Source organism: Gilvimarinus chinensis DSM 19667, assembly GCF_000377745.1.
GTDB lineage: Bacteria > Pseudomonadota > Gammaproteobacteria > Pseudomonadales > Cellvibrionaceae > Gilvimarinus > Gilvimarinus chinensis.
The window spans coordinates 131,897-154,734 of record NZ_KB898711.1 but is presented as its reverse complement, the minus strand read 5'-3'; the positions used below and the strand labels follow the sequence as shown (position 1 = coordinate 154,734).

Genomic DNA, 22,838 nt, shown 5'->3' with positions numbered 1-22,838 from the left:
TTATGCGACGGGTGGAGTTGCAACCGGCATATATTATTCATACCCGCCCTTACCGCGATACCAGTTTTATCGTTCATTGTTTTACCCCTCAGTACGGGATTCTTGCCACTGTAGTACGAGGTCAGCGGCAAAAAAAGAAATCGCAAAGAGCGCTGCTGAATCCTTTTATTCCATTGCTTATTTCTGCCCAGGGAAAAGCTGGAATGCTGCTGATGACCCATTTTGAAGGCGCTGGAATACCTCATTCTCTAAAGGGTATTTGTTTGTATTCCGGGCTGTATCTCAATGAGCTGTTGCATCGATTGATTCCAGAAGCAGACCCCCATCCAGAAATATTTTCTGCCTATCAACAAGCGCTGTCTGAATTGGCCGAAACCGAGTGCCCGGAACCCGTCTTGCGACGTTTTGAGCAGAGTCTGCTACAGGCAATGGGGGTCGCAATCAGTTGGACGGAAGAGGCACTAGACTCAGGGCCAATACGCTCTGAGGCTTACTATCGCCTGGAAACTCAGCAGGGCTTTGTGCCCGTCATGGCGGGAGAAAAAAAGACGGGGCTGTTCTACGGTGAACATATATTGCAGGTGGCAAGGCAGCGTTTCGATCTGGTTTCAGCACGGCAAACGGCTAAGCGCGTTAATAGATGCTTGCTTCAAGCCTTGTTAGGTGCAAAGCCGCTGCGCTCCCGTGAATTTTTTAATCTGAAGAAGTAAACAACTCGTCAATGTTGTTATTCTTTTGCCATGTGATTAACTGATCCATTGCAGCGTTTAAGCTTTTTATCATAGGCGCTAATACGCCGGTTTGGCGGGCTTGCAGAGCTTTGTCGATTAGCCCAGAAAGGCCGCGCAAATGTGGTACCCCTGTATAGCAGCTGCTGCCATAAAGTTTGTGAATCAGGTCTTGCAATGTCGCCCAGTTCTGGGCCTGAAAAGCATCGTTAATAGATCTTTTTTCTTCCTGTAAGTTATCAATTAACATTTTTAGCATGTCTTTGGCTAAATCGGCTTTATGGTTAGCGAGCCCCAGGCACTGGTTTATATTCACGGGGCCGCTGGCTTCGGCAGTTTGTGTAAAAGAGTCTCCTGAGCGGTGCAAGAGCCTGGCATCGGGAAAGAGGCTGCCTTGGTTTAATCCAAGCCAACGTGTGAGTACGTGCGCCAGTTGATCTTGTGAGACGGGTTTTCGAAGGCAGTCGTCCATACCGGAAATTAACAAATCCGTTTTGTGTTCGCTCAGCGAATGAGCCGACAGCGCAACAATAGGGGTTCTGGTGTTGCTTTCCTGGCGGCGGATCTCTTGGGTGGTTTGTATGCCGTCCATACCCGGCATTTGTATGTCCATAAAGATCAAATCGAACTTCTGTTCGAGGTGCAGCTCTATGGCCTGTTCACCTGATTTAGCTTGGGTGACTTTAACGTTTAAGCCTTGTAAAAATTCACTGGCAAGCTGTAGATTAGCTTCATTGTCATCCACTAATAATACGTGATGTTCGGTGGGCTGCGGCGGAGGTGTTAAGGCTTGAGAGCTTTCTACGTTAAGGTTCATGGCATGGTTACAAGCATGCAATAAACTGGAATGGGTGATGGGTTTAACGACAAATTCAATGGATGAGGCGCTGATGTGCTGACTGAAAAGCACTTTATGATTGGCGGTGCAGGAAATAATTAGTGTGCAGTGAAATTCGCTTTCAAGCTGTTCGGCTAAATTATCCAGTAATCCAAGGGGTAGACGCCGCTCCCCAGGAGATACATCCAGTATTGTTACGTCATAGTCCTGACCGCCTTGCTGTTCCCGTCGAAGCGTTGTGAAAATATCGTGAACAGATGAAATCCAATGCGTCTCTGCCCCCCATTGCTCGGTCAGGCTCGCCAATTGCCGGTATCCGGCTTCAATATCACTGCAGATCAGCAGACGTTTATTTTTCAGTGGATGATGTTCTGAGGCGACAAAATGTGGGTCCACGCCGAGTTCTGCGGTAAACCAAAAGGTGGCTCCCATGTCGAGTTCGCTATCCACCCCAAGGTTACCGTTCATTTGTTTTATCAGTCCTTTGCAGATGGCTAAACCGAGGCCAGTGCCGCCGTGCTCTCGTGATATGGATGCATCGGATTGGGTAAATGCTGAAAAAAGCTGGCGTTGCTGTTCTTCGTTCAGGCCTATCCCTTGATCGGTGACAGCGCCTTTGAGGGTGATTTTATTTTCCTCAAAACGTTCGAGGCTCAGTTCAACGGTAATGGTGCCTTTGCTGCTGAATTTTACGGCGTTGCCGATTAAATTGGTCAGAATTTGCGAGAAACGCAAGGGGTCGCCCAGCAACTGGGGAGGGATGTTATTGTCGATAATTGTCAGTATTTGCAGGTTTTTTTCCTGGGCATCATAAGCCACAGCGTCCACTGCAGACTCTACCACTTGACGTAAAGGCAGCGGTATATAATCCAGTACAATTTTCCCGGACTCGATTTTGGAAAAGTCCAGAATATCATTGATGACGGTTAAGAGGTTTTGCGCTGAATCGTGAATAGTCTGGACGTAGCTGCGCTGCTTTTCATTCAACGGGGTTTTCATGGCGAGATTCGTAAAACCAATAATACCGTTAAGTGGGGTACGAATTTCGTGGCTTGTATTGGCCAGAAATTCAGACTTAATTTGACTCGCGGCAATTGCGTCCTTGCGCGCTATGTCCAGCTCGATATTTTGAATTTCGATGGTCTCCAGCGTTTCACGCAAATCATCCATTGATTGTTCAATGTGTTGCTGCATATCTTGTTGGGCGTATTGTTGAGTGCTGGCCATAATGTTGACGTTTTGTGCCAGCTGCTGAAATTCATGAGCAAAGTCACTGTCAATCCTTGCGCTGAGATCGCCGTTGCTCAACTTGCAGATGGCGTCGTTTATGATTTTGGTCGGCCCGATAATGTTGCCATGCAGTTTGATGGCGAAAAATCCGGCGAGTAGCAGGCAGGCAGTTGTGGCGAGCACCACAATGAGTAGGGTCTGATAAATTGTAATCCAGTATGAGGACAGCGAAAGCTCTATCTCTAGCACTCCCACCGGGTCCAGACCTTTATCATCGACAATCGGGTATGAAAAGCGCGCCGTGTAGTTTGAATAAGCGATTTGCGCCATGTTGTCTGCCGAGGGCGCTTTTTTGGTGATATCAAGAAACCTTGGGCCAAAATGCTGGCTTTGTTGCTGTTCGTGGTCTTCCACAAGGATGGCGCGAACCATCGGCTCTTCCAGAGTGGATTCTAAAATCTGTCTCAGGATTTCAGGGTTATGGTTGCGGATGGCAATATGGGCCAGCTGCGCTGTTTTTTCGGCAAGTAAGCGACCTCGTTGATCAACAAAACGATCTAAGGCGCTCATATACAAAAAGGTTAAGGTGGCGGAAAGCAATAAGGTAATACTGATGGCAGGCAGCAAAATAAGGCGCCAGAGTTCGGATTTTACGCTGCTCGTTTTCATTATTTCTCGTCGGGATCCCTGAGGACAAGTGAGTTATAGCCAATTGATACTTTTTTGGCGGCTCCTTAGAATAGACGCCTTTTGCGCGTCGCTGCAAGTTGTCAGAGGTCCTCATGGATTTTCCTACCATTGAAGCCTGTGTGGGCAATACGCCCCTGGTCAAGGCTCAACGTTTACTGGACTCGGCCAGTACCAACACCCTGTTATTAAAGCTTGAGGGTAATAATCCGGCAGGTTCCGTTAAAGACAGGCCCGCGTTATCTATGATTAATCGTGCTGAGGCTCGAGGTGACATCAAGCCCGGAGACCGGTTAATCGAAGCCACCAGCGGTAATACCGGTATTGCGCTAGCAATGGTGGCCGCGATCAAAGGTTATCCGCTGACCCTTATCATGCCCGATAACAGCACCGCTGAGCGCAAGGCCTCAATGGCGGCTTACGGTGCGCAGTTAATTTTAGTGAGCAAAGAAGAAGGCATGGAAGGTGCCCGTGACCTGGCCTTGAAGATGCAGGCTGAAGGCAAGGGCAAGGTGTTGGATCAGTTCGGTAACCTCGATAATCCCGAAGCGCATTACCGCAGCACCGGCCCGGAAATTTGGCAGCAGAGCCAGGGCCGAATAACGCATTTTGTCAGTTCTATGGGCACCACGGGCACCATTATGGGGTGTTCTCGGTATCTGAAAGAACAAAACCCCAAGGTAAAAATTATCGGCCTGCAACCGGAAGATGGGGCGAGTATTCCCGGCATACGGCGTTGGCCGCAAGAATATTTACCCGCCATTTACGATGAGTCTCGGATAGATGAAATCGTCAGTATGTCGCAGCAGAACGCCGAGCACACCATGCGCTTACTGGCGAAAAAAGAAGGTGTGTTTTGCGGTGTGTCTTCGGGTGGCGCCGTAGCGGCAGCTATGGCACTGGCCGAGCGTGTTGAGAATGCTGTTATTGTGGCGATCATTTGTGATCGCGGTGATCGTTATCTGTCATCAGGGCTTTTCAATGAAACGACACCGGCCTAGAAGGCGCACTCAGCGTCAAGCTCCTTCTTTTACGCCCTGGGAAATTGAGCTGAATGTAACAGGTACCAGTCATGACGGCCGTGGGCTTGGCAGAGTCGATGGCAAGGCAGTTTTTGTTGCCGGTGCGCTTGCCGGTGAAACGGTACGTGCGCGAGTCATCAGCGATCAATCTCGCTACAGCGAGGCTCGCTGTATAGAGGTGTTACACCCGGCAGCCAGTCGAGCTGAGCCTCAGTGTCGTCACTTTGGCCATTGTGGCGGCTGTCAGTTACAGTTCATGCGCACGGCTCATCAGCCGATAGTCAAGCAGCAGGGGCTCATCGATCAATTGGCTCGTGCCGGTGTTGCCTTGCCAAAACAGGTCGCTGAGCCATTGGTGGGCGACGGTTATGGCTACCGCAGCCGTGCTCGCCTTGGGGTAACTTTTGATAAAGTCGGCCAGGTGAGTCTGGGGTTTCGTCAATGGCGAGACAAACAATTGGTGAATTTGCGCCAATGCCCAGTGTTAGTGCCAGCGCTTGAATCTTTATTGGCTCCGCTTAACCAGTGGTTACAACACTTTCAGGTGTTTGCCGTTACCCACATTGACCTGATTGCTACTTCGAATCAACCCTGCTGCGTGCTGCGCCATACCAAACCTCTGGCGTTGAATGCGCGTGCCGCGCTGGAAGCCTTGGCTCAGGAACACCATGTGGACCTCTGGTTGCAAGGGGAAAAGGATGCCAGTCAGTTAACAGAGGTAAGCGGAAAATGTGTCGACCCGCGCTTATTGTTGGCCTTGCCGGATTTTGACTTGCAACTGGCGTTTCACCCAGCGGATTTTACTCAAGTAAACCGCGCTATAAACACGCTAATGTTGCGTCAGGCCATGAATTGGTTGGCGCCGACACCGGGTATGAAAGTGTTTGACCTGTTTTGCGGGATGGGTAATTTCACGTTGCCGCTGGCAAGGCTCGGTGCAGAGGTTATCGGCATTGAGGCGATTGAAACAATGGTAACTAGGGGGCAGGAAAACGCGGAGCTGAACGCGTTACCTGGCGCCACCTTTCGCGCCTTTGATTTGACAAAAACATCCTTGGCGCAGCTGCAAAGCGAGCTGGGCACCCCTGATGCACTGTTGCTGGACCCACCGCGCGCGGGCGCTCAGAACGTGTGCGAGCAACTTGCCCAGAGTGATATCAAGCGCGTGCTTTATGTGTCGTGTAATCCGGCTACCTTGGCCCGCGATGCGCGCACCTTAACCCAGGGGGGCTATCGTTTGGAGCGATTAGGCGTGATGGATATGTTCCCGCAAACCTCGCACATTGAATCCATGGCGCTGTTTCAGCGCTGAGACTTCGCCGAGACCAGGCTAGCGTGTATGATCTGCCAAGCTCGTGGGGCATAAAAAGGACAAGCGGAGCATGTATCATCAGTATTTTGGTTTAACCGAGCCTGCGTTTTCCATCGCGGTGAACCCGCGCTATCTGTATATGAGTGACCAGCACAAAGAAGCGCTGGCGCATCTGCTGTATGGCGTAGGCGGGGGCGGCTTTGTTCTGTTAACGGGTGAAGTGGGAACGGGTAAAACCACCATAATTCGCTCATTGCTTGAGCAGCTGCCGGATAACACCGATATCGCCATGGTGTTTAACCCTATGGCGGCCGTACCCGAAATGCTGGCCATGATCTGCGATGAATTGGGCGCGGACTACCCAAAAGAGCAGCCCTCGGTCAAAGCCTTAACTGACGCCTTACACCAGTACCTGCTGGCCAACCACCGACGCGGCCACAACACTGTGCTGCTGATTGACGAAGCGCAGCTGTTATCGGCTGAAGCGTTGGAACAGATTCGACTGCTTACCAATCTCGAAACCAACACCCAAAAGCTGCTGCAAATTGTGCTGGTGGGTCAGCCAGAGCTGAATGCGCTGCTGGCTCAGCCGCGCTTGCGCCAATTAGCCCAGCGCATTACCGCACGCTTTCATTTAAATCCCCTCACAGTGCAAGAGACGCAGGCCTACATTGCTCATCGTTTGCAGGTGGCGGGTTTAAGTGCCGACCGCAACCCCTTCTCGCCCGCCATGGTGCGCAAAATACACGCCTTCAGTGGCGGCATTCCCAGGCGTATCAATATTGTGTGTGAGCGCGCGCTGGTGGGCTTGTACGGACACAATAAAATCAAGGTGGATAACACCATCTTGCGATTGGCGAAAAAAGAGGTCACTGGCAACCTGGGGCGCGACGGCGGTCGCGGTCGCGTCTGGCCTTTGTGGACGGCCTTGGCAGTAGCAGCGGCTTTATTCATCGTGCTGCTGGGCGCTTGGTGGTGGCAGGCCGGGGAGCAGCAAGAGGCTGATACATCGGCCGTTCAACCTAGCAACGACTCGCCGGCGGCTGAACAATCACCGCCTGCGGCAAATGCTGCGTCATCGCAGACGGAAATTGACGCTTCCGTTCAATCTGAACAGGATTTTATAGTGCGCCGCCTTGGGGATGCCCAAGCACTGTTGCTGGCGCGCTTTGGCGGTTTGGGTGTTGAGTCCTGCTGGCAGGGACAGAGCCAGGGACTGGAGTGCGAAACCGCCCGCTTGATGACCTGGCGGGAATTGTTAGAGCTTAACCGCCCGGTGGTATTGACGCTGACAACGGCAGATCGCTTCACCGCCTACGCGGTGTTGGTGGGGTTAACCGACCGCCACGCGCAGCTAATAAGCAGCAACGGAGAACACCTGTTCGTTGAATTAACCAGGCTGGGCCCGATGTGGACGGGGCAGGTTCAGTACGCCTGGCACAGGCCCAGTGGCTATACCGGTGCGTTGACGCTGGGTGACAACAGCGCAGCGGTCAGCTGGTTAGCGCAACAATTTGCCCGCATGGACGGCCAGACAGAGCCCTTGGCGCAGCAAACCTACAACAAGGCTTTGGCGGAGCGGGTTAAATTATTCCAGCGTGCCCATGGCTTAAAAGCCGATGGCATTGCCGGGCAGCAAACCGTTTTGACATTAAATCAAGTGCTTGGGCTGGACCCGGTATTAAGCGACGAGGAGCCGCGCTGATGTCTCTGTTATTGGATGCACTGCGTAAAGCAGACCGCGAGCGAAGCCAGCAACAAGCCCCTGCGGGTATCGGCCCCGGCGACTTAACAGCCAAAACTCAGTCGCCTTTGCTTTGGGTGTTGTTGGCGTTGCTGGCCATAGCTTTAGTGGTATTGATTGTGGTGGTGATTTGGTTGTGGTCTGCCAAGCCTGTCGTGTCGGTCGAGCAAGTCGCGACTGAGGCCGCGATACAAACGCAGAGCTCGGGTGAGGGCGCCGCAATCAGCTCGTCACCTGATGTCACTCAAGGGGAAAAGTTTGCGATGGCTCAAGCTTCAGCCGTGAGCGCCAAGCAAAAAGCAGAGAGTGAGGTTTTAGATCCGGCGATTACTCCGTCACAGCTTGGCGAGCCCTATGCCGAAGTGGTGGTACCAGATAATGCCGAGGCCAGCCAAACGCAGAATGCTTCTACCGACAGCGCCGCAAATACTGAAGGCGAGGCAACAAACGACAGCTTGAGTGATGCCGATAAGGAGGCTGTGGCGCAGCTGTATCGACAACAAGATCAGCAAAATGACCAAGAGCAAGACCGCCCGCAAGCGAATGAGCAGGCGCTTGTGGCAGCGCGGTCTGATTCGGCGGCTGAGCCAGAGCCAGAAAATCCCGATAATCTTGACGGCTACTACAATGTCGGTGGAGTTAGAGCCTTACCCTTGACGGTGCAAAATGCCATACCCACCTTGATGTATGGGCAGCATAATTATCGTCGTGGCGGTGACAGCAATGTGGTTATCAACGGTCAGGTACTGCGCGAGGGCGACCGGATTAATGGCAGCATCGTGGTAGACGCCATCGCTGCCGATGGCGTGGTGTTGCGCTATCAAGACCACCACTTTCGTTTACGGGCGTTGTCCAGCTGGGTCAATATGTAGCTCAACACGTTAGCGTGTGCCAATAGGTCGGGCCGGGTTCCCGGCGGCTTTAATACCAGCGGCAAGGGTTTTGGTGACGACACTGTTCATGCCTACCACGGCCCCATCGCCTATGCTGACACCATCCACAACCCCTGTGTGGCTGCTAAGCCACACATCGCGGCCAAGGGAGATGCCCATTGAAGAGACAGGTTGTTCGCAGATTAAGCGTTCTGGGTCTGTGCCGTGATTGAAGGCGTACAAATGGCAGTAGGGTGCTAAGCGGCTATGATCACCAATCACAATTCCACTGCTACCACCATCCAGACAACTGTGGTGATTGATGGACACCCCCTCGCCGATGGTAACCGGGCCGTGAATAAAGGTATCCGCGGCGATATAGGTATTATCGCCAATGACTATGTCGCGGCCGGGCTCGGCAAAAATTCGTGCGCTGGGGGCAATAAACACATTCTTGCCTATATGCACAGTTTCCAGGACGCTGAGCTGCTGCTGAATGTGATCTTGCCAGGGGTGAGCCCAGCGTAAGTGCTTAGGCTTAAGGCGGTAATACAGCCAGGGCATGTAGCTTAAGCGCTGTTTGTGTTGTTCGGTGTAATCGGTCATGGCGAATTCGAGAACTAAAAGTGCATTGTATAGGATTGTACCGAGTGCTTGTTTGTGTCGGTCAGGGATGCCAAAAGGAGGAAGTTAGCACCTGGGGGCGGGTATAACGGGCGTGGTATAACTGAGTAGTGCACGCCCCGTAAACAAAGCACACCGCCAGGCATAAGCCCAGACGGTGAAAAGAGGGTGTGAGAAGGTGTCCGTCGCCGGTAAGCATTGATGTTGAACGAATCGTTCACCGTATCACGCGGAACCAGGGCGTGGTCGAAACATCGGTGGAGCATCGAGTGGACGCTCTCAGGTTGCCTTCGCGCTGCCGACGCAGTCCTTGCGCGCTAACATGTGCTGGCGGCTTTCCCGTGCTTGAGTTCCGGTATTGCCTGTGTCGATTTATGGCTGTCTCGATCCGTGAGGGGTGGATGGTTTGGGTTCCATCCTTTGGCCTGCTACCTGCGACGTTTGGCGAAAATCCGCCAAGGTTGAAGCCATTTATCGACGGGCGCTGCGGCGAACGGACACCCAAAGTCAGTGTAGCACTGTGTTTATTTCTGGCCAGAGGTTGTTTAGTTTTTCTACGACTTAACAGGTTTTTTGAAACGAATTTAAGTAATAACCATGGTTTCTATTGTTCACTTGAGTGACGATTTTGTGGTGGTTTACAAGCCTGCCGGGTGTGACTTTCACGATGATCATGGCACGCCGGGTTTGTTCTCTCGGGTGCGTGCGCAGCTGGGAGAGAGCGAGCTTTATCCTGTGCATCGATTGGATAAAGTCACCTCTGGCTTGGTGGTTATGGCCCGCAGTGCCAGCGTTAATCGCGAGTTGTGTGAGCAGTTTCGTGAAGCGCGAGTAGAAAAATATTACCTGGCCATCAGCGCAAAAAAGCCGACGAAAAAACAGGGGGCGGTCATTGGTGATATGGCACCCGCAAGACGCGGGGCGTGGCGACTCACGCGAAGTACGAATAACCCGGCGCGAACCGCTTTTCTTTCTACGTCTCTTGTTCCTGGCTTGCGTCTGTTTCTGCTAAAGCCTTTTACGGGAAAAACACATCAGTTGCGGGTTGCATTGAAAAGTGTAGGAGCACCTATTTTAGGTGATACGAACTATGCCGCCGAACCGGCAGACAGGGTTTACCTGCACGCTTACCAGCTGAGTTTTAGCGTCGCCGGGCACATTTATTGTTTTAATCGGCTGCCTGATGTGGGGGAGCATTTTTTACGGCCCGAGTTCTCAGTAGCGTTAGCAGGCTGGGCTCATCCAGAGCAACTGACGTGGCCGCGCGCGTAATTGTTACTGCTGCGCTTGTGGTATTCATCGCAGCAGGTCTGGCGACAGTGCTCGCCTTGGGTGTTGGGGGTAATCCCTCAAATAAAGAGCCTATTGCAGAAAAACGCTATAGCTTGCAGGAGTACCCCTGCCTTAAGCCAGCAGCCTCTTGGCGGTGCGCGCGTTTGGTTACACCTGACGGCTTTGAGTTGGAAGTTCGGCGCCTAGTGGCAGCTGAACCTGACTCTTCCGTGCCCCTTATTTATTTGCAAGGCGGGCCTGGGCTGGATGCCGGTTTCAGTTCGTCTGATTTAGAGTACTGGCAGAGTTGGCGCGATTTCGCAGGGCTGAAAAGGGATTTGGTGTTAATGCAAAGGCGCGGCACTGATCCGAATAGCCCCTGGCGCTGCTCGCAATACGAGCGACTTGGGCGCAAGCTTTTAGGTCGGTCAGTGTCACTGCAGGAGGAATTCGAACTCGGCCGTACAGCTTTATCACAGTGTCTTGATTCGCTGCCGGGTTTTAACCCTCGTCATTTTGGTACGCGGCAAAATCGTGCAGATTTAGAGGCGTTGGTCAGGTTATGGGATTTCACCGAATTTCATTTGTACGGCGCCTCATACGGTTCGCGCCTCGCTATAGCGGCGGCGGATATTTCCGGGTTAAACACCTTGGTGCTGGATGCTGTGTACCCTCCGGGCAAAGGCGGTGTGGCCGAGTGGCCGACGCTGTTTGGCGGGGCGCTGGACCGCTTTGCCGCAGCCTGCGAAAGTGATACCAGTTGCCATGAAATGTGGCAGCAATATTACCTCGGCCGGAATCTGGATCGGCACAATGTGCTTGAGCAATTACACAGTAGCCTCGATTATCTAGCTCGGTTCCCGGTGCAAGTGGATGTCATGCTGGAAGGCTTGCCACAGCGGGTGGTACTTAATGACCATCGATTTATGGCCGCTTTTTTTGCGGCAAGCTATCGGCGTGATCGCTGGGCGTCAGCGGTGCAGGCTATAGCGGCGGCTCGGACACGCGATCGCAAAGCCCTGGCGCCTTTGATTGAGCGCTATGCAAATCAAGTGGTCTCGACCAGCGTGAACTCGCTGGCGTTTTTCGCGGTGGATTGTCGGGACAATTTGCCGGGGGAGGAGGACACTTACGAAGAGCGGGTGGCGTCGTTGGGTTTCGCCGGGCAATACGTGGAGCGAGGGTGGCGTGATCAAATGTGCCATTTGTGGCCAAGTGCTGAACCGCCCGTAATACCTACCTTAACAAACAATGTTCGTGTGGCCATGGTAAACGGCGTATCTGATCCGATTACACCCGCTTACTGGGCGGTGCAACTGCAAAAACAGTGGGCAGACAGTGAGCTTACCCTCTACCCAAGGACCGGACATGTCGTGATGGGTGAACAGCCCTGCGCGCTCGAGCAGCTTGAGATTGTGCTAAGCGGTGAGCAAAGTCGATTTAGCGCCTGTCCATAGCTTTTAAAAGTGGCGGGGTGAGTCATGTTTTACTTCGGCCTTCTTACCAGCTTTTGACGTTCATCATCTAACCGGTTACAAATAATTGGTTGACCAAAGTGAGTTCCCTGAATTCAACCGGATTCATTCTGTTGGGGCATTACACCGATCTGTATCTCTACTGAATTCATCCTCCTTAAAGGCTTTATGAGGTCGTAAACTTAAGTTCTGGCGTATAAATCACTGATTTATAATGATTAATTGAGGTTCTGCTGCTGGGTGACGTTGGTATAATCATGTGCATTCAAAATGGTTGACAATAATGCAGAGAATTCGGTAATGTTCTTCAGGCGAGTGAGAAATTATTCTGCTAATAAACATAACTATGGAGAATGAGAAGTGAGCGACGATAATAAATTTAATCTGTCCAAAGCCGTTGCCGCCATTAGTGGCGCCATGATGACGGCATCAACACTGGCTTTTGCCCAGGCCGCTGTTGCACAAGAGTCCGAAATGTTGGAAGAGGTTGTTGTTACCGGGATTCGCGCTTCATTGGAAAGCGCAATTCAGGAAAAACGTGCCGCCGACAACGTGATGGAAGTCATTCAATCAGAAGACATCGGTAAACTACCGGATCAAAACTTGGCTGAAGTACTGGAGAATGTGACCGGTATTCAGATTACCCGTTCTGCAGGTGTGGGTACGGGCGTGCAAATTCGTGGTACGAATGCCAACCGCACTGAAATCAACGGTGTGTCTACTGTTGGTTCGGGTGCTGGTCGTAGCGGCATCAGCTTTGACGATGTTTCGGCATCTATCATTTCTGAAGTGCAGGTTATTAAAGCCCCAGACGCAAAAACCATTGAAGGTTCTGTGGGTGGTACCATCAACCTGAAAACCATCCGTCCGCTCGACTTGAACGAGCCGTTGATTGCGGCGCGTATTCAGGGTGAGCAAAGCAGCCTGTCTGATGACGGTGGTTGGAGCCCTCGTCTATCCGGCTCACTGGGTAACAACTGGTCAACAGATGCCGGCGATTTCGGTGTTGTGATCAGTGCAAGCTATTCTGAGCAAGATGTATCGGCTTTCCGTCCTCGCGCCGACCGCGACAACTTAGATACTCTTGATGATGGCACCAATTACCTGCCCATTCAGTTTTTTGTTCAGGATTACGATAACTATCAGTACGAAACGACTAACTTCGCCGGTACCTTTGAGTGGGCCCCAAGCGATGCATTTACGTTCTACTTTGATGCGGTCATGAATGAGCAAGAGCGCTACCAAGAAAGTACTCGTGTGCAGGCTTCGGGCGTAAGCACTCTGATTGGCACATCGATTCCAGACTCCTACGAAACCGTGGACTTCGGTTCAGTGGACAGTGAAAACGGTAATTTGAACCTGGGGTCAATTCAAGCGGCCTTGACCGGTGTGATTGAAGCGCAAAACGATGGTCGTTATGACCCGAACCTGCGTTTATCATCGGATACAGGTTCGCGCGATACATCCAGTGATATTTTCAGCCTGGGTACTAACTTCGAGCTCGGAAAGTTCTCTGGTAAAGTCGAGATAGCTCGTTCAACCAATGACACCGTTAATCCGGACTTTAGTACAACACTTAATTTTATCAACCCCAATACCGCTACCGGTTCGGCTAACGACAATGGTACACCTATTGAGTATGACCTGTCGGGTGGCTCTTTGGCGTTTGGCATTGCTGATGTAGCCAATGCACCCAGCACTGCTGAGTTGTTAGACCCTGCCAACTACGTACTGCGCGATCTGAATCAATCGCATGATGTGGTTGAGAACAGTGAAGATGCATTCCGTATCGATGTTAGCTACGCGCTTGATACCTCAATCTTCACCACCATCGATTTTGGTTATCGCTTTAACAGCTCTCAAAGTGTTAATAACGATAGTGCCAATAACACTGGCTTACGTGATATGGCTGAGTCACCCTCTGGTGATCTCTACGCTGATATCTTGATTGCGGGCCCAGACAACTTCAACGAAGCAGACGGTCGTGATTTATATGTGGGGGATTTCTTAGTCATTGATCCCGCACGTTCCAACTCAGACCCTGATGGTGTACTGGCGGCAATTAACTCTGCAATGACGGCTATTGGCCAGCCGCCGATTGATCAGCCTACATCTACCACTAACTCATTCTTTGATATTACCGAAGAAACGAACTCGCTTTATGCTCAGGCGAATTTTCAGGCTGGCATCTTCCGCGGTAACTTTGGTTTGCGTTATTTAGAGACTGAGATTGAATCTGTAGGTAACCGTACAACTGATGGTGTGGTTGAGCAAACCTCTACATCAGGTAGTTACGACTTCCTGTTGCCACGAATTAACGTAGTGGCTGATGTTACTGATGAGATCATGTTGCGTGCCGCTTGGTCTAAAGATATTCGTCGCCCAGACTTCGATAACCTGTCCACGTCTTTCTCTTTCGACACCAGTCCAAACCCTGCTGCGGCAATCGGTAACCCAGGGCTGGAGCCAGAAGAGGTAGAGTCTTGGGAGATTTCTGCGGAATGGTACTTTGCTCCTTCTAGCATGGTTAGTGTTGGTTACTTCCACAAAACCCGCACGGGCTTGTTTGTTGGTCAGCAAGAAGATCCAGTTGAAGACCCCAATACTGGTTACCGTGACATGACGGCTCCTTGTGAGGGGGGCGGTATCTTTAACCCAATCGCCGACCCGAATGTATTTGGTCCTCCAGGTGCGGCACCCGGTGTTTGTGTACCCACGTCAATTACTGTGAACGGTGAAGGTGAGACGACTCAAAAAGGTGTTGAGCTTGCATTCCAGTACGACTTGAGTGAGTTTGAAGACACCCTGGGCTGGGCATCTGGCTTCGGTATTGTGACCAACTATACCTGGCAGGAGTTTGAGGGTGGTGATTCCTATTATGACCCTACCAGCCGCGCGGCTCAGGTATTCTCTGCCTTGGGTAATGACGACGTGACCATGCGTGCTCAGTTGCTGGACAACTCGGAGAACGCTTACAACTTTACTGTTTATTATGAAAAGTATGGTTTGTCAGCACGTGCCCGTTATACTTGGCGCGACGCATTCCGCTCGGATGATTTCGGTAGTACCTCTAGCTACCCATGGGGCTTCCCAGTGGTACAGGAATCACGTGGCCAGCTGAACGCCAGTGTTAACTACGACATCACCGACCAGTTTAGTGTGGGTGTTGAAGGTGTAAACCTGACCGAGTCTGAGATCGAGCAGTCTTGTGTTAATGAGGGAGCGTTGTTGTGCTTCCAGGGTTTGACCGATCGTCGCATAACCTTAGGTGCTAGCTATAAGTTCTAATTTTAATTAGAGCTAATGTTGAGGCCGGGATTGATTCCCGGCCTTTTTTTGGGTAAAAAAAGTACTGCTGCAGGCTGGCTTTTTGTGTGTGGTGGGGGAGGGAAGAAGCCCCAACACAGTGTTGTCGTGTTGAGGCTGGCGGGCAGGGTCTCTATTCGGCAGCGTATTGAATGCGATTGAGGGAGAATCTTTCCCGTCGTGCGTTTAGCTGGCGCTGAATTTCTTCGACGGCACGTTGCTCAGTGGTAGCGTGTAAGGCGTCCATAGATCGGGCAAAGTGATTGCGCATAGCGACCCGTGCGGTATGGGCATCCCGAGCTTTCAGGGCGTCTAGGATGGCCTGATGTTCTGCAATACGTCGTTCACCGTCGGTTTTACAGACCGACTGATGGGCCATTCTAATGTCTGGTAGGTTTTCCTGAATGTCCCACAGGTGGCGAATGATGTTGATTAATGGTCGGTTTTGCGTTGATTCGGCAATGATGGCGTGAAACTTACGATCAGCCACCTCAGAAGTCAGGTTCCCGCTTTCATTTTCCTGGCTCATCTCCTCCAGTGCCGCCTCTAGCTCGGTAAATTGTTCATCGGTCAGTGTAGAGGCCGCCAGAGCGGCCGCTTCGGACTCAACCAGAACCCGTGCTTCGGTGATTTCAAAGGGGCTGTAGTCGCGAGGATTGTCACTGTTGGTTTTGAAAACCTTGAGCGCATAAACCCCCGAGCCGGTTTGAACTTCCACCCGCCCCATTACTTCCAGGGCAATAATCGCTTCTCGGATAGTGGGCCGGCTGACACCATAGCGCTCAGAGAGTTCGCGTTCGGGTGGCAGGCGGGCTCCAGCGGGAAATTCACCTGAATCGAGCGCTGCAAGCATTTTTTGAGCAACCTTGCGATATGTTCGCTTGTTTCCGCTGCTACCAGTTTTACTCATGTACGTGTCTCTCCGAACAATCAAAAGTTTACATTTTTGCTATGTAATTGATCTTAACATGAATTTCATTAATTGGTAATACAGGTTGGTTAACGATAACCCTCTTAGAAAATTAGATAAAAGAGGGATGGTTTTCCGAATGGTTGACAAGAAATGAGAGGCTTGCAGTATTGATTGATCCTGTAATCTGCATCGATAGTGCTTAATAATTAATAAGTTAAGCCGGTGTGGGTGATTAGGCCTACGGCTGTATAACCAATATTAAGCTGTGGAACTTTAGGGATAAATTGAACTTTGCAGGGTTTCGGTCATAATAATTGGTTGACACTTTTGCAGCACGAATGGTAACTTAAACTTGAATGCTTACAGATGGCTGGGCGCTTCCTGTGGGCGGGCGATAGAGGTGAATAATAAAAGTTGAAATTCATCGGTTTTTAAACTCTTTCACGGTCTATTTCTATTCGCGACAGTCAAACGATTTGAAGTGTTGCATTGGCGATATTAAAGGTGTGCCTGTTGGTTCTTTCTACCTGTTGGTTGGCTTCTAGAAGTATCGCGCGCGCTGTATGCACAAGCGTCAAACCGAGTTAAACATATTGAATATTGGAGTTATGAGTATGACAAATCCTGTTATTGGGTTCATCGGCCTGGGTCTGATGGGTGGCAACATGGTGGAGAACCTGCAAAAGAAAGGTTACGAACCCATTGTTATGGACTTGAATCAAGAGGCGGTAGATGCCGTTGTGGCGCGTGGCGCTAAGCAGGCCAAAACAGCCAAAGAACTGGCTGAAGCTAGTGACATTGTTATGTTGTGCCTGACCACCTCCAATGTCGTTGAAAAGCTCGTTTATGGGGATGAAGGGATTTTGGCTGGAATCAAAGAAGGGGCTGTCCTGGTAGATTTTGGCACCTCAATTCCGGCTTCCACGCGTAAAATCGGTGCTGATCTGGCCAAGAAAGGGGCTGGCATGGTGGACGCACCTCTTGGGCGTACTCCTGCTCACGCTAAAGATGGATTGTTAAACATCATGGCGTCGGGCGATAAAGAAACTTTTGAAAAAGTTAAGCCGGTTTTAGAGCAGCAAGGTGAAAATGTTTTTTACCTTGGTGCATTGGGGGCGGGCCATACCACTAAACTGATAAACAATTTCATGGGTATGACCACTGTGTGTGCAATGTCTCAAGCGTTTGCCGTGGCTGATAAGGCGGGTGTTGATCGTCAGCAGTTGTTTGACATCATGTCCACTGGGCCTTCGAGCTCTCCATTTATGCAGTTTTGCAAAAACTATGCTGTTGATGGCGTAAGTGATTTGGGCTTTTCCATTGCCAATGCGAACAAAGATTTGGGTTACTTTTTGGAAATGGTTAAGGATTTAGGCACCAAAGCGCCTATTGCCGAAGGCACTTCTGAAGGTTTGCAGGCTGCATTTGATGCAGGTATGGGTAATGGAAATGTGCCAGAAATCTTTGACTATTATCTTAAGCTGGAAAAATAGCTTGATAAGCGATTGAGCTGATCGGTCTTAGATAGAAAGCCGGGCTTTGTTTGTTCAAAGCCCGGCTTTTTTGTGCCGCATCTTTCTTGGTAAAGTGCTCCAGGTTTTATTTTTAGTTTTTCACGTGCCTGTGAATTTTTTATCTCAGTATCGGGTAGGTAGAGGCTGTTAGGGGTGAGTCTGTAGGAGGCTTGTGGTCTGTTAGGGGGCTGAGCCTGCGCAGTTTTTAGAGGCGCTTTTAGCTGGGTTAGGTGTACTGGGAAGAGGGAGGAAAGTCGCTCGAACACTGTGGGTGTTCGAGCGACTTTTTGACGTTTAAAAGCCAGGTTGTGACTTTAGGCTTTAATTGTTTTTGGCTTTCAGTGGTTCTACGGTAGGAATAAGAATCCAGATGGCGGCTAAGGCGATAAGAGCCAGTGAGGCACCAATGACAAATGCCGGGGTGTAATTACCGCCTTGGGTTAGCCAGGGAACGAATATGGTTAGTCCCCAGGCTGAAAACTTGGCGGCCATGCCGGAAAAGCCCGAAAGTGTGCCGACTGATTTTTGGCTTAGCATGTCTGCGGGCAGGGTCTGTACACTGCTAATCGTGGTTTGAAAACCAAATAAAATCACGCCCATAAGCAAAACCGCGGTAACGGGGCCGCCCGGGTTGGCCATGGCTAATAGGCAAGGCAGCATAAGCAGGCAGCCCAGGGTGATGACAAACTTTCGCGTTTTATTGATGGTCCAGCCTGCATTGATTCGGTTTTGAGACAGCAGCCCCCCAAACCACGCGCCAAACATGGCTCCGACGTAAGGCACCCAGCCGTACAGTGCAATTCCTTTCACGTCCATGTTGTACACTTCGGCGAGGTAGGTGGGTATCCAGAATACGAAGAGCCACCAAATTGGATCAATGGCTGCAGAGGCGATAATTACCCCCCAGCTTTGTTTGCGAGAGAGCATCTCTTTGGTGTCTGGAGCGTATTCTGTTTCTACATTGTTATCATCTGTCGCCGGTGTTGTTTTTTGGCCGGTAAGAATGTATTCACGCTCTTCTTCGGTGATCCAGGGGTGGCTTTGGGGTGGCGCTTTAACCAGTACCAGCCAAGGGATTAACCACAGTAAGCCCAGAAGGCCGACGATGACAAAGATTGCCTGCCAGCTAAAATACACCGCCAGAAAGGCGATAATGGGAATGGACACCAAGCCACCAATGGCTGCCCCCGAATTGAAAATCCCCTGAGCTAAGGCGCGCTCTTTAGAAGGGAACCATTCGGCGTTACCTTTTGCAGCCCCGGGCCAGTTACCGGCCTCAGCCACACCGAGGAGGCTGCGGAAGATACTCAAGGATACAACGCCTTGACCGAAAGCGTGCAGCGCGGTAGCAATCGACCACACGCCTATGGATAGAGCAAACCCGATTCTGGTGCCTACCCAGTCAAAAATTTTGCCAAAAATGGCCTGGCCTAAAGCGTAGGCGAGAATAAAAAATCCAGAAATGGTGCCGTAAATGGCTTTTCTTCCGTCGGCGTCTAAGTCGGGGTAGAGGTCCTCCCCCATACTGGTGGCCCACAGAACATTCATGGTCTGTCGATCAATATAATTGATGATAGTGGCGAGAGCGATGAGTGTGATCACCCACCATCGCAGGTTTTTAACTTTCATTATTTTACCCCCTAAAAGGTGCTTATATTGAGTGTAGAGTGATTTGAATGTGTAAATGCTCTTAGACTAACTCATAGGCTTTATTGCGCGAGTAGCTATGTTGTCTTTGTTTGGTGCAGCGCTTTTGGTCATACGAGTTACCTCATTTACGATTAAAACAATGGATGCTTATTGAATTCGACTTAACGAAAACCTTTCCCTGCGGGCGTTAAGTTGCCTTTGAATCTCTTCCACGGCGTGTTTTTCTGTGGTGGCGTGCAAGGCGTCCAGCGAGCGGGAAAAATGGTTCCGCATTGAAACGCGGGCTGCTTGAGCATCACGAGCTTTTAGAGTGTTTAGAATCTGCCGGTGCTCTTCAATGCGCTTTTGCCCATCGGTTTTGCAGACTGACTGATGAGCGGTTTTGATTTCTGGCAGGTTGGCTTGAATATCCCAAAGGTGACGAATGATATTCATCAGTGGCCGATTGTGGGTTGATTGGGCAATGATGGAGTGAAATTTTTTATCGGCGACCTCTGAAGTTAAATCGCCATTTTTGTTTTCCTGTACCATCTCTTCCAAAGCGTCGGCCAATTCGTTCAGCTCTTCTTCGCTCATGGTTGAGGCTGCAAGAGCGGCGGTTTCCGACTCAATCAGTACGCGAGCTTCGGTGATTTCAAAGGGGCTGTACTCTCTGGGGTTGTCGCTTTTGGTCTTGAATGATTTAACGGCATACACGCCTGAGCCTGTGTGCACTTCCACCCTCCCCATAACCTCCAGCGCGATAATGGCCTCGCGAATGGTAGGCCTACTAACGCCGTATCTTTCGGAAAGCTCTCGCTCGGGAGGTAGGCGTGCGCCTGCAGGGAATTCGCCTGAGTCAAGCGCTTTCAACATCTTATCTGCCACTTTGCGATATGTTCTTTGAGTTTTAATTCCGCCGGGCTTGTTCATGCCTTCAGTATCCAAAATCGTTTTAAATGAATTGTTGTGAGGTTGATCCTAGCATGAATACGGCCAATTGGTAATACGCATTGGTAGACGATGTGGTGTTGGCACGCTTTTGCTGAGAGTGGGGGGGGCGTTTTGATGAGTGTCTTTGTGTATATATCTATATAAAACAATGTGTTAGCTGTTATTCTGAGTGGTTTGGACTTTTTGTGGTGAAGTAGGGGGGAGCGTTGAAATAAGTGGTAATTTCCGTTTTCAGACGAAAAAATACAGGCTTATCAAGGTTTTCTGTATTTTTTGTAATAATAATTGGTTGACACTATTGTTGTCAGGTTGCTAGTCTAGGCAACGAATAGTCGATACATCTTAGATTTCAGGTTTCTGAGCGTTGTATGGTCTAGGGAATACGAGCACTGGTCCCAGGCTAGAAGCAAGCGATAGCGCTGGTTCTAGTGTGTGGCTCTCCTTGGGCCGGACTTCCGTAGGAGGTCCGGCCGCTTTTTTTGGGCGTAAGTGTGGTGTAATTACATGAATAATAAGATTTCTGTTTTTTCTGGCGTTATTTTTCTTTCCTTTGCTTCGGCTTTCGCGACGGCAAAAGACTTCACCGTTTCCAATTTTTCACAGTATCAGCAGGCCGTCGATAAGCTACAGCCTGGAGATCGTTTATTGTTGGGCGATGGTGAATGGCGAGATGTCGAGCTTGTGTTCAGTGGTAAAGGCACTGAGAAACAACCGATAACCCTGGCCGCTGCCAATCCTGGCAACGCTATTATTACTGGTCGCTCAAATTTAAAGCTGGCCGGTGAGCATCTGGTGGTTAGGGGGCTGGTATTTAAAGATGGTTATACGCCATCTGATGCGGTTATATCTTTTCGCACCGCAAAGCCTGCAAGTGAGTCAGATTATTCGACAGTTGCTGTAAATACACGATTAACCGAAATTGTTATTGACGATTTTAGTAATCCAGATCGCTATGAAACTGATTACTGGGTCAGTATTTACGGAAAAAATAACCGTATCGATCACAACCATTTTAGCTACAAGCGGAATAAAGGTGTGACCATGGCGGTTCGGCTGGATACCGTTCATAGTCGAGAAAATCACCATAAAATTGAGTACAACTACTTTGGGCCTCGTCCTGTTCTTGGCTCAAATGGTGGTGAAACTTTACGTATTGGAACCAGTCATTTTTCTCTCACAGATTCTTTTACCACTGTCGCGCATAATTATTTTGATCGCTGTGATGGTGAGGTTGAAATTATCTCTAATAAATCGGGAAAGAACGTTATTAAAAATAACGTGTTTTTTGAGTCGCGTGGAACTTTGACCTTGCGACACGGTAATGGCAATTTGGTAGAAGGTAACGCTTTTATCGGTAATGGGGTAGACCACACTGGCGGCATAAGAGTCATTAATGCTAATCAGGTGGTAAAAAACAATTTCATGTCGGGTCTTACCGGCTCCCGTTTCGGTGGCGGATTAGTGGTTATGAATGGTGTCCCTAACTCGCCGATAAATCGTTATCATCAAGTTAAAAACTCGGTGATATCAGACAATACCCTGCTGAATGTTGATCGTATTATCTTTGGCGCGGGCAGTGATGAGGAGCGCAGTGCCGCGCCGGTGGACACTCGTTTTGTAAACAATACCGTTATCAATGATTCCGGTGAGTCTCCTTTTGAACTGCACGATAGCGTAAGCGGCATAGAGTTTGAGGGTAATAAGGCAAACTTTTCCGTGGATGAGGCCCTTGCCTCTGGCTTTAGCCTTGTTAAGTCAGTTGAGAAACCTGAGTATGACCTTCCTATAGAGAAGAGCGAGGTGGGGGTATCTTGGTACCCTAAACCGGAAAAAAATACTCTTCTTTCTGTCGCTAAGAAAATGAAAGTTGAGTCTGGTACCGACACGGTTATTGACGCTTATCAGCAGTTAGAAAGCGGTGCCGAGATGGTGTTGGGTGAAGGTGATTTTCATTTTTCTAAAACGCTTCTGCTGGATAAGCCATTAGTGCTTCGCGGGCAAGGTAAAGAGAAAACCCGTATAACCTTCTCGCGCAAGTCACTGGTAGACCTTAAAAATGGCGGTTCACTTCGACTACAGGATTTGTCCATTAGTGGTGTTCGAGCACCTGATGATAAGGCGAATGCGGTTATCCGGTCTGATAGCGCACCAATGACAAAGAACTTTGTTCTCGAGTTGGTGGGCGTAGCGGTCAGTGATCTGGACATAAACAAAGACTTTGATGTGATCAAGCTTCGCAAAAGTACCTTTGCTGATCATGTTTTAGTTGAGAACTCCACTTTTAATAACATAAAGGGTTCAGTTCTGAAGTTAGATTCAGAAAGAGACGATTATGGTATGTACAACGCCGAGTATGTGACCGTGAAAAACTCGACGGTAACTAACGCGACTGGAGGGTTAATGGTTGTGTATCGAGGCGGAACGGATGAGAGTACCTTTGGTCCGCATGTTTATATGGACGGTGTGACAGTTACGGCATCCCCTACGCCGAAAAATGGGGAGGCCAGCGTTCTATTACACGGTGTTCAGCGTGGCTTAATAAAAAACAGCCATTTTAAAAACAGTGCGCCAATTTTGGTTCAGCATACTGTAGGTGGTCCAGTGATTCGTATCGAGGACAACCAATACAGTCACAAGCCTTTGTTTAAGGTCGAAAGTGTGGTGCCAGGTATGGAGTCAACCTTTACTGCTGAAAATAATAATATTTCTGAGTGATTA

15 protein-coding genes are annotated in these 22,838 nt (G+C 50.1%); 10 read left to right on the top strand and 5 right to left on the bottom strand.

The annotated features are described in order from the left end of the window. The first annotated feature begins 2 nt into the window (after positions 1-2). Positions 3-710 carry a DNA repair protein RecO gene (recO, locus tag D568_RS0115370; RefSeq protein WP_020210493.1) on the top strand — a complete coding sequence of 236 codons (708 nt, stop codon included), beginning with the start codon at positions 3-5 and terminating at the stop codon, positions 708-710. On the opposite strand, the gene D568_RS20355 is transcribed toward recO, so the two are convergent. Continuing rightward, complete coding sequence (locus D568_RS20355; protein ID WP_020210492.1) at positions 694-3,465, bottom strand: response regulator; 2,772 nt, start codon at positions 3,463-3,465, stop codon at positions 694-696. The genes recO and D568_RS20355 overlap by 17 nt on opposite strands. Positions 3,466-3,578: 113 nt before the next feature. Between D568_RS20355 and cysM the strand changes: the two genes are divergently transcribed. The 4 genes from cysM (at position 3,579) to D568_RS0115345 (ending at position 8,433) form a co-directional block, all read left to right on the top strand. Next, entirely contained in the window at positions 3,579-4,484 is a 906-nt protein-coding gene (gene cysM, locus D568_RS0115360) for a cysteine synthase CysM (protein WP_020210491.1), read from the top strand. Continuing rightward, positions 4,465-5,817: a 23S rRNA (uracil(1939)-C(5))-methyltransferase RlmD gene (rlmD, locus tag D568_RS0115355; RefSeq protein ID WP_020210490.1), complete on the top strand. Its 1,353-nt coding sequence runs from the start codon at positions 4,465-4,467 to the stop codon at positions 5,815-5,817. The genes cysM and rlmD overlap by 20 nt, the downstream gene beginning before the upstream one ends. A 70-nt stretch (positions 5,818-5,887) precedes the next feature. Further along, on the top strand, positions 5,888-7,522 hold the full coding sequence (locus D568_RS0115350; protein ID WP_020210489.1) for an ExeA family protein: 1,635 nt from the start codon (positions 5,888-5,890) through the stop codon (positions 7,520-7,522). Next, entirely contained in the window at positions 7,522-8,433 is a 912-nt protein-coding gene (locus D568_RS0115345; protein ID WP_020210488.1) for a general secretion pathway protein GspB, read from the top strand. The genes D568_RS0115350 and D568_RS0115345 overlap by 1 nt, the downstream gene beginning before the upstream one ends. A 9-nt stretch (positions 8,434-8,442) precedes the next feature. Here the strand turns inward: D568_RS0115345 and D568_RS0115340 are convergent, their stop codons facing one another. Beyond that, a complete protein-coding gene (locus D568_RS0115340) occupies positions 8,443-9,039 on the bottom strand; it encodes an acyltransferase (protein WP_020210487.1) in 597 nt (198 codons plus the stop codon). Positions 9,040-9,654: 615 nt separating this feature from the next. On the opposite strand from D568_RS0115340, the gene D568_RS0115335 reads away from it, so the two are divergent. From D568_RS0115335 to D568_RS0115325, 3 genes are all read left to right on the top strand, one after another. Continuing rightward, on the top strand, positions 9,655-10,329 hold the full coding sequence (locus tag D568_RS0115335; RefSeq protein WP_020210486.1) for a TIGR01621 family pseudouridine synthase: 675 nt from the start codon (positions 9,655-9,657) through the stop codon (positions 10,327-10,329). Further along, complete coding sequence (locus D568_RS0115330; protein ID WP_020210485.1) at positions 10,314-11,786, top strand: alpha/beta hydrolase; 1,473 nt, start codon at positions 10,314-10,316, stop codon at positions 11,784-11,786. Before D568_RS0115335 ends, D568_RS0115330 begins: the two co-directional genes overlap by 16 nt. Positions 11,787-12,164: 378 nt before the next feature. Further along, positions 12,165-15,092 (top strand): TonB-dependent receptor, encoded by a 2,928-nt coding sequence (locus D568_RS0115325; RefSeq protein WP_020210484.1) that lies wholly within the window; start codon positions 12,165-12,167, stop codon positions 15,090-15,092. Between the two features lie 151 nt (positions 15,093-15,243). On the opposite strand, the gene D568_RS0115320 is transcribed toward D568_RS0115325, so the two are convergent. Continuing rightward, entirely contained in the window at positions 15,244-16,020 is a 777-nt protein-coding gene (locus D568_RS0115320; protein WP_020210483.1) for a FadR/GntR family transcriptional regulator, read from the bottom strand. Between the two features lie 566 nt (positions 16,021-16,586). Here D568_RS0115320 and D568_RS0115315 point away from each other — a divergent pair. Then, positions 16,587-17,516, top strand: coding sequence for an NAD(P)-dependent oxidoreductase (locus tag D568_RS0115315; RefSeq protein ID WP_211211699.1), 930 nt, complete (start codon positions 16,587-16,589; stop codon positions 17,514-17,516). A 342-nt stretch (positions 17,517-17,858) separates the two neighbouring features. Here the strand turns inward: D568_RS0115315 and D568_RS0115310 are convergent, their stop codons facing one another. Both D568_RS0115310 and D568_RS0115305 read right to left on the bottom strand, forming a co-directional pair. Continuing rightward, positions 17,859-19,166: an MFS transporter gene (locus D568_RS0115310; protein ID WP_020210481.1), complete on the bottom strand. Its 1,308-nt coding sequence runs from the start codon at positions 19,164-19,166 to the stop codon at positions 17,859-17,861. Positions 19,167-19,334: 168 nt separating this feature from the next. Further along, positions 19,335-20,099, bottom strand: a complete 765-nt coding sequence (locus D568_RS0115305) for a FadR/GntR family transcriptional regulator (protein WP_020210480.1) — start codon at positions 20,097-20,099, stop codon at positions 19,335-19,337. 525 nt (positions 20,100-20,624) lie between these two features. Here D568_RS0115305 and D568_RS0115300 point away from each other — a divergent pair. Next, positions 20,625-22,835, top strand: a complete 2,211-nt coding sequence (locus D568_RS0115300; RefSeq protein WP_020210479.1) for a polysaccharide lyase 6 family protein — start codon at positions 20,625-20,627, stop codon at positions 22,833-22,835. Positions 22,836-22,838: the final 3 nt, after the last annotated feature.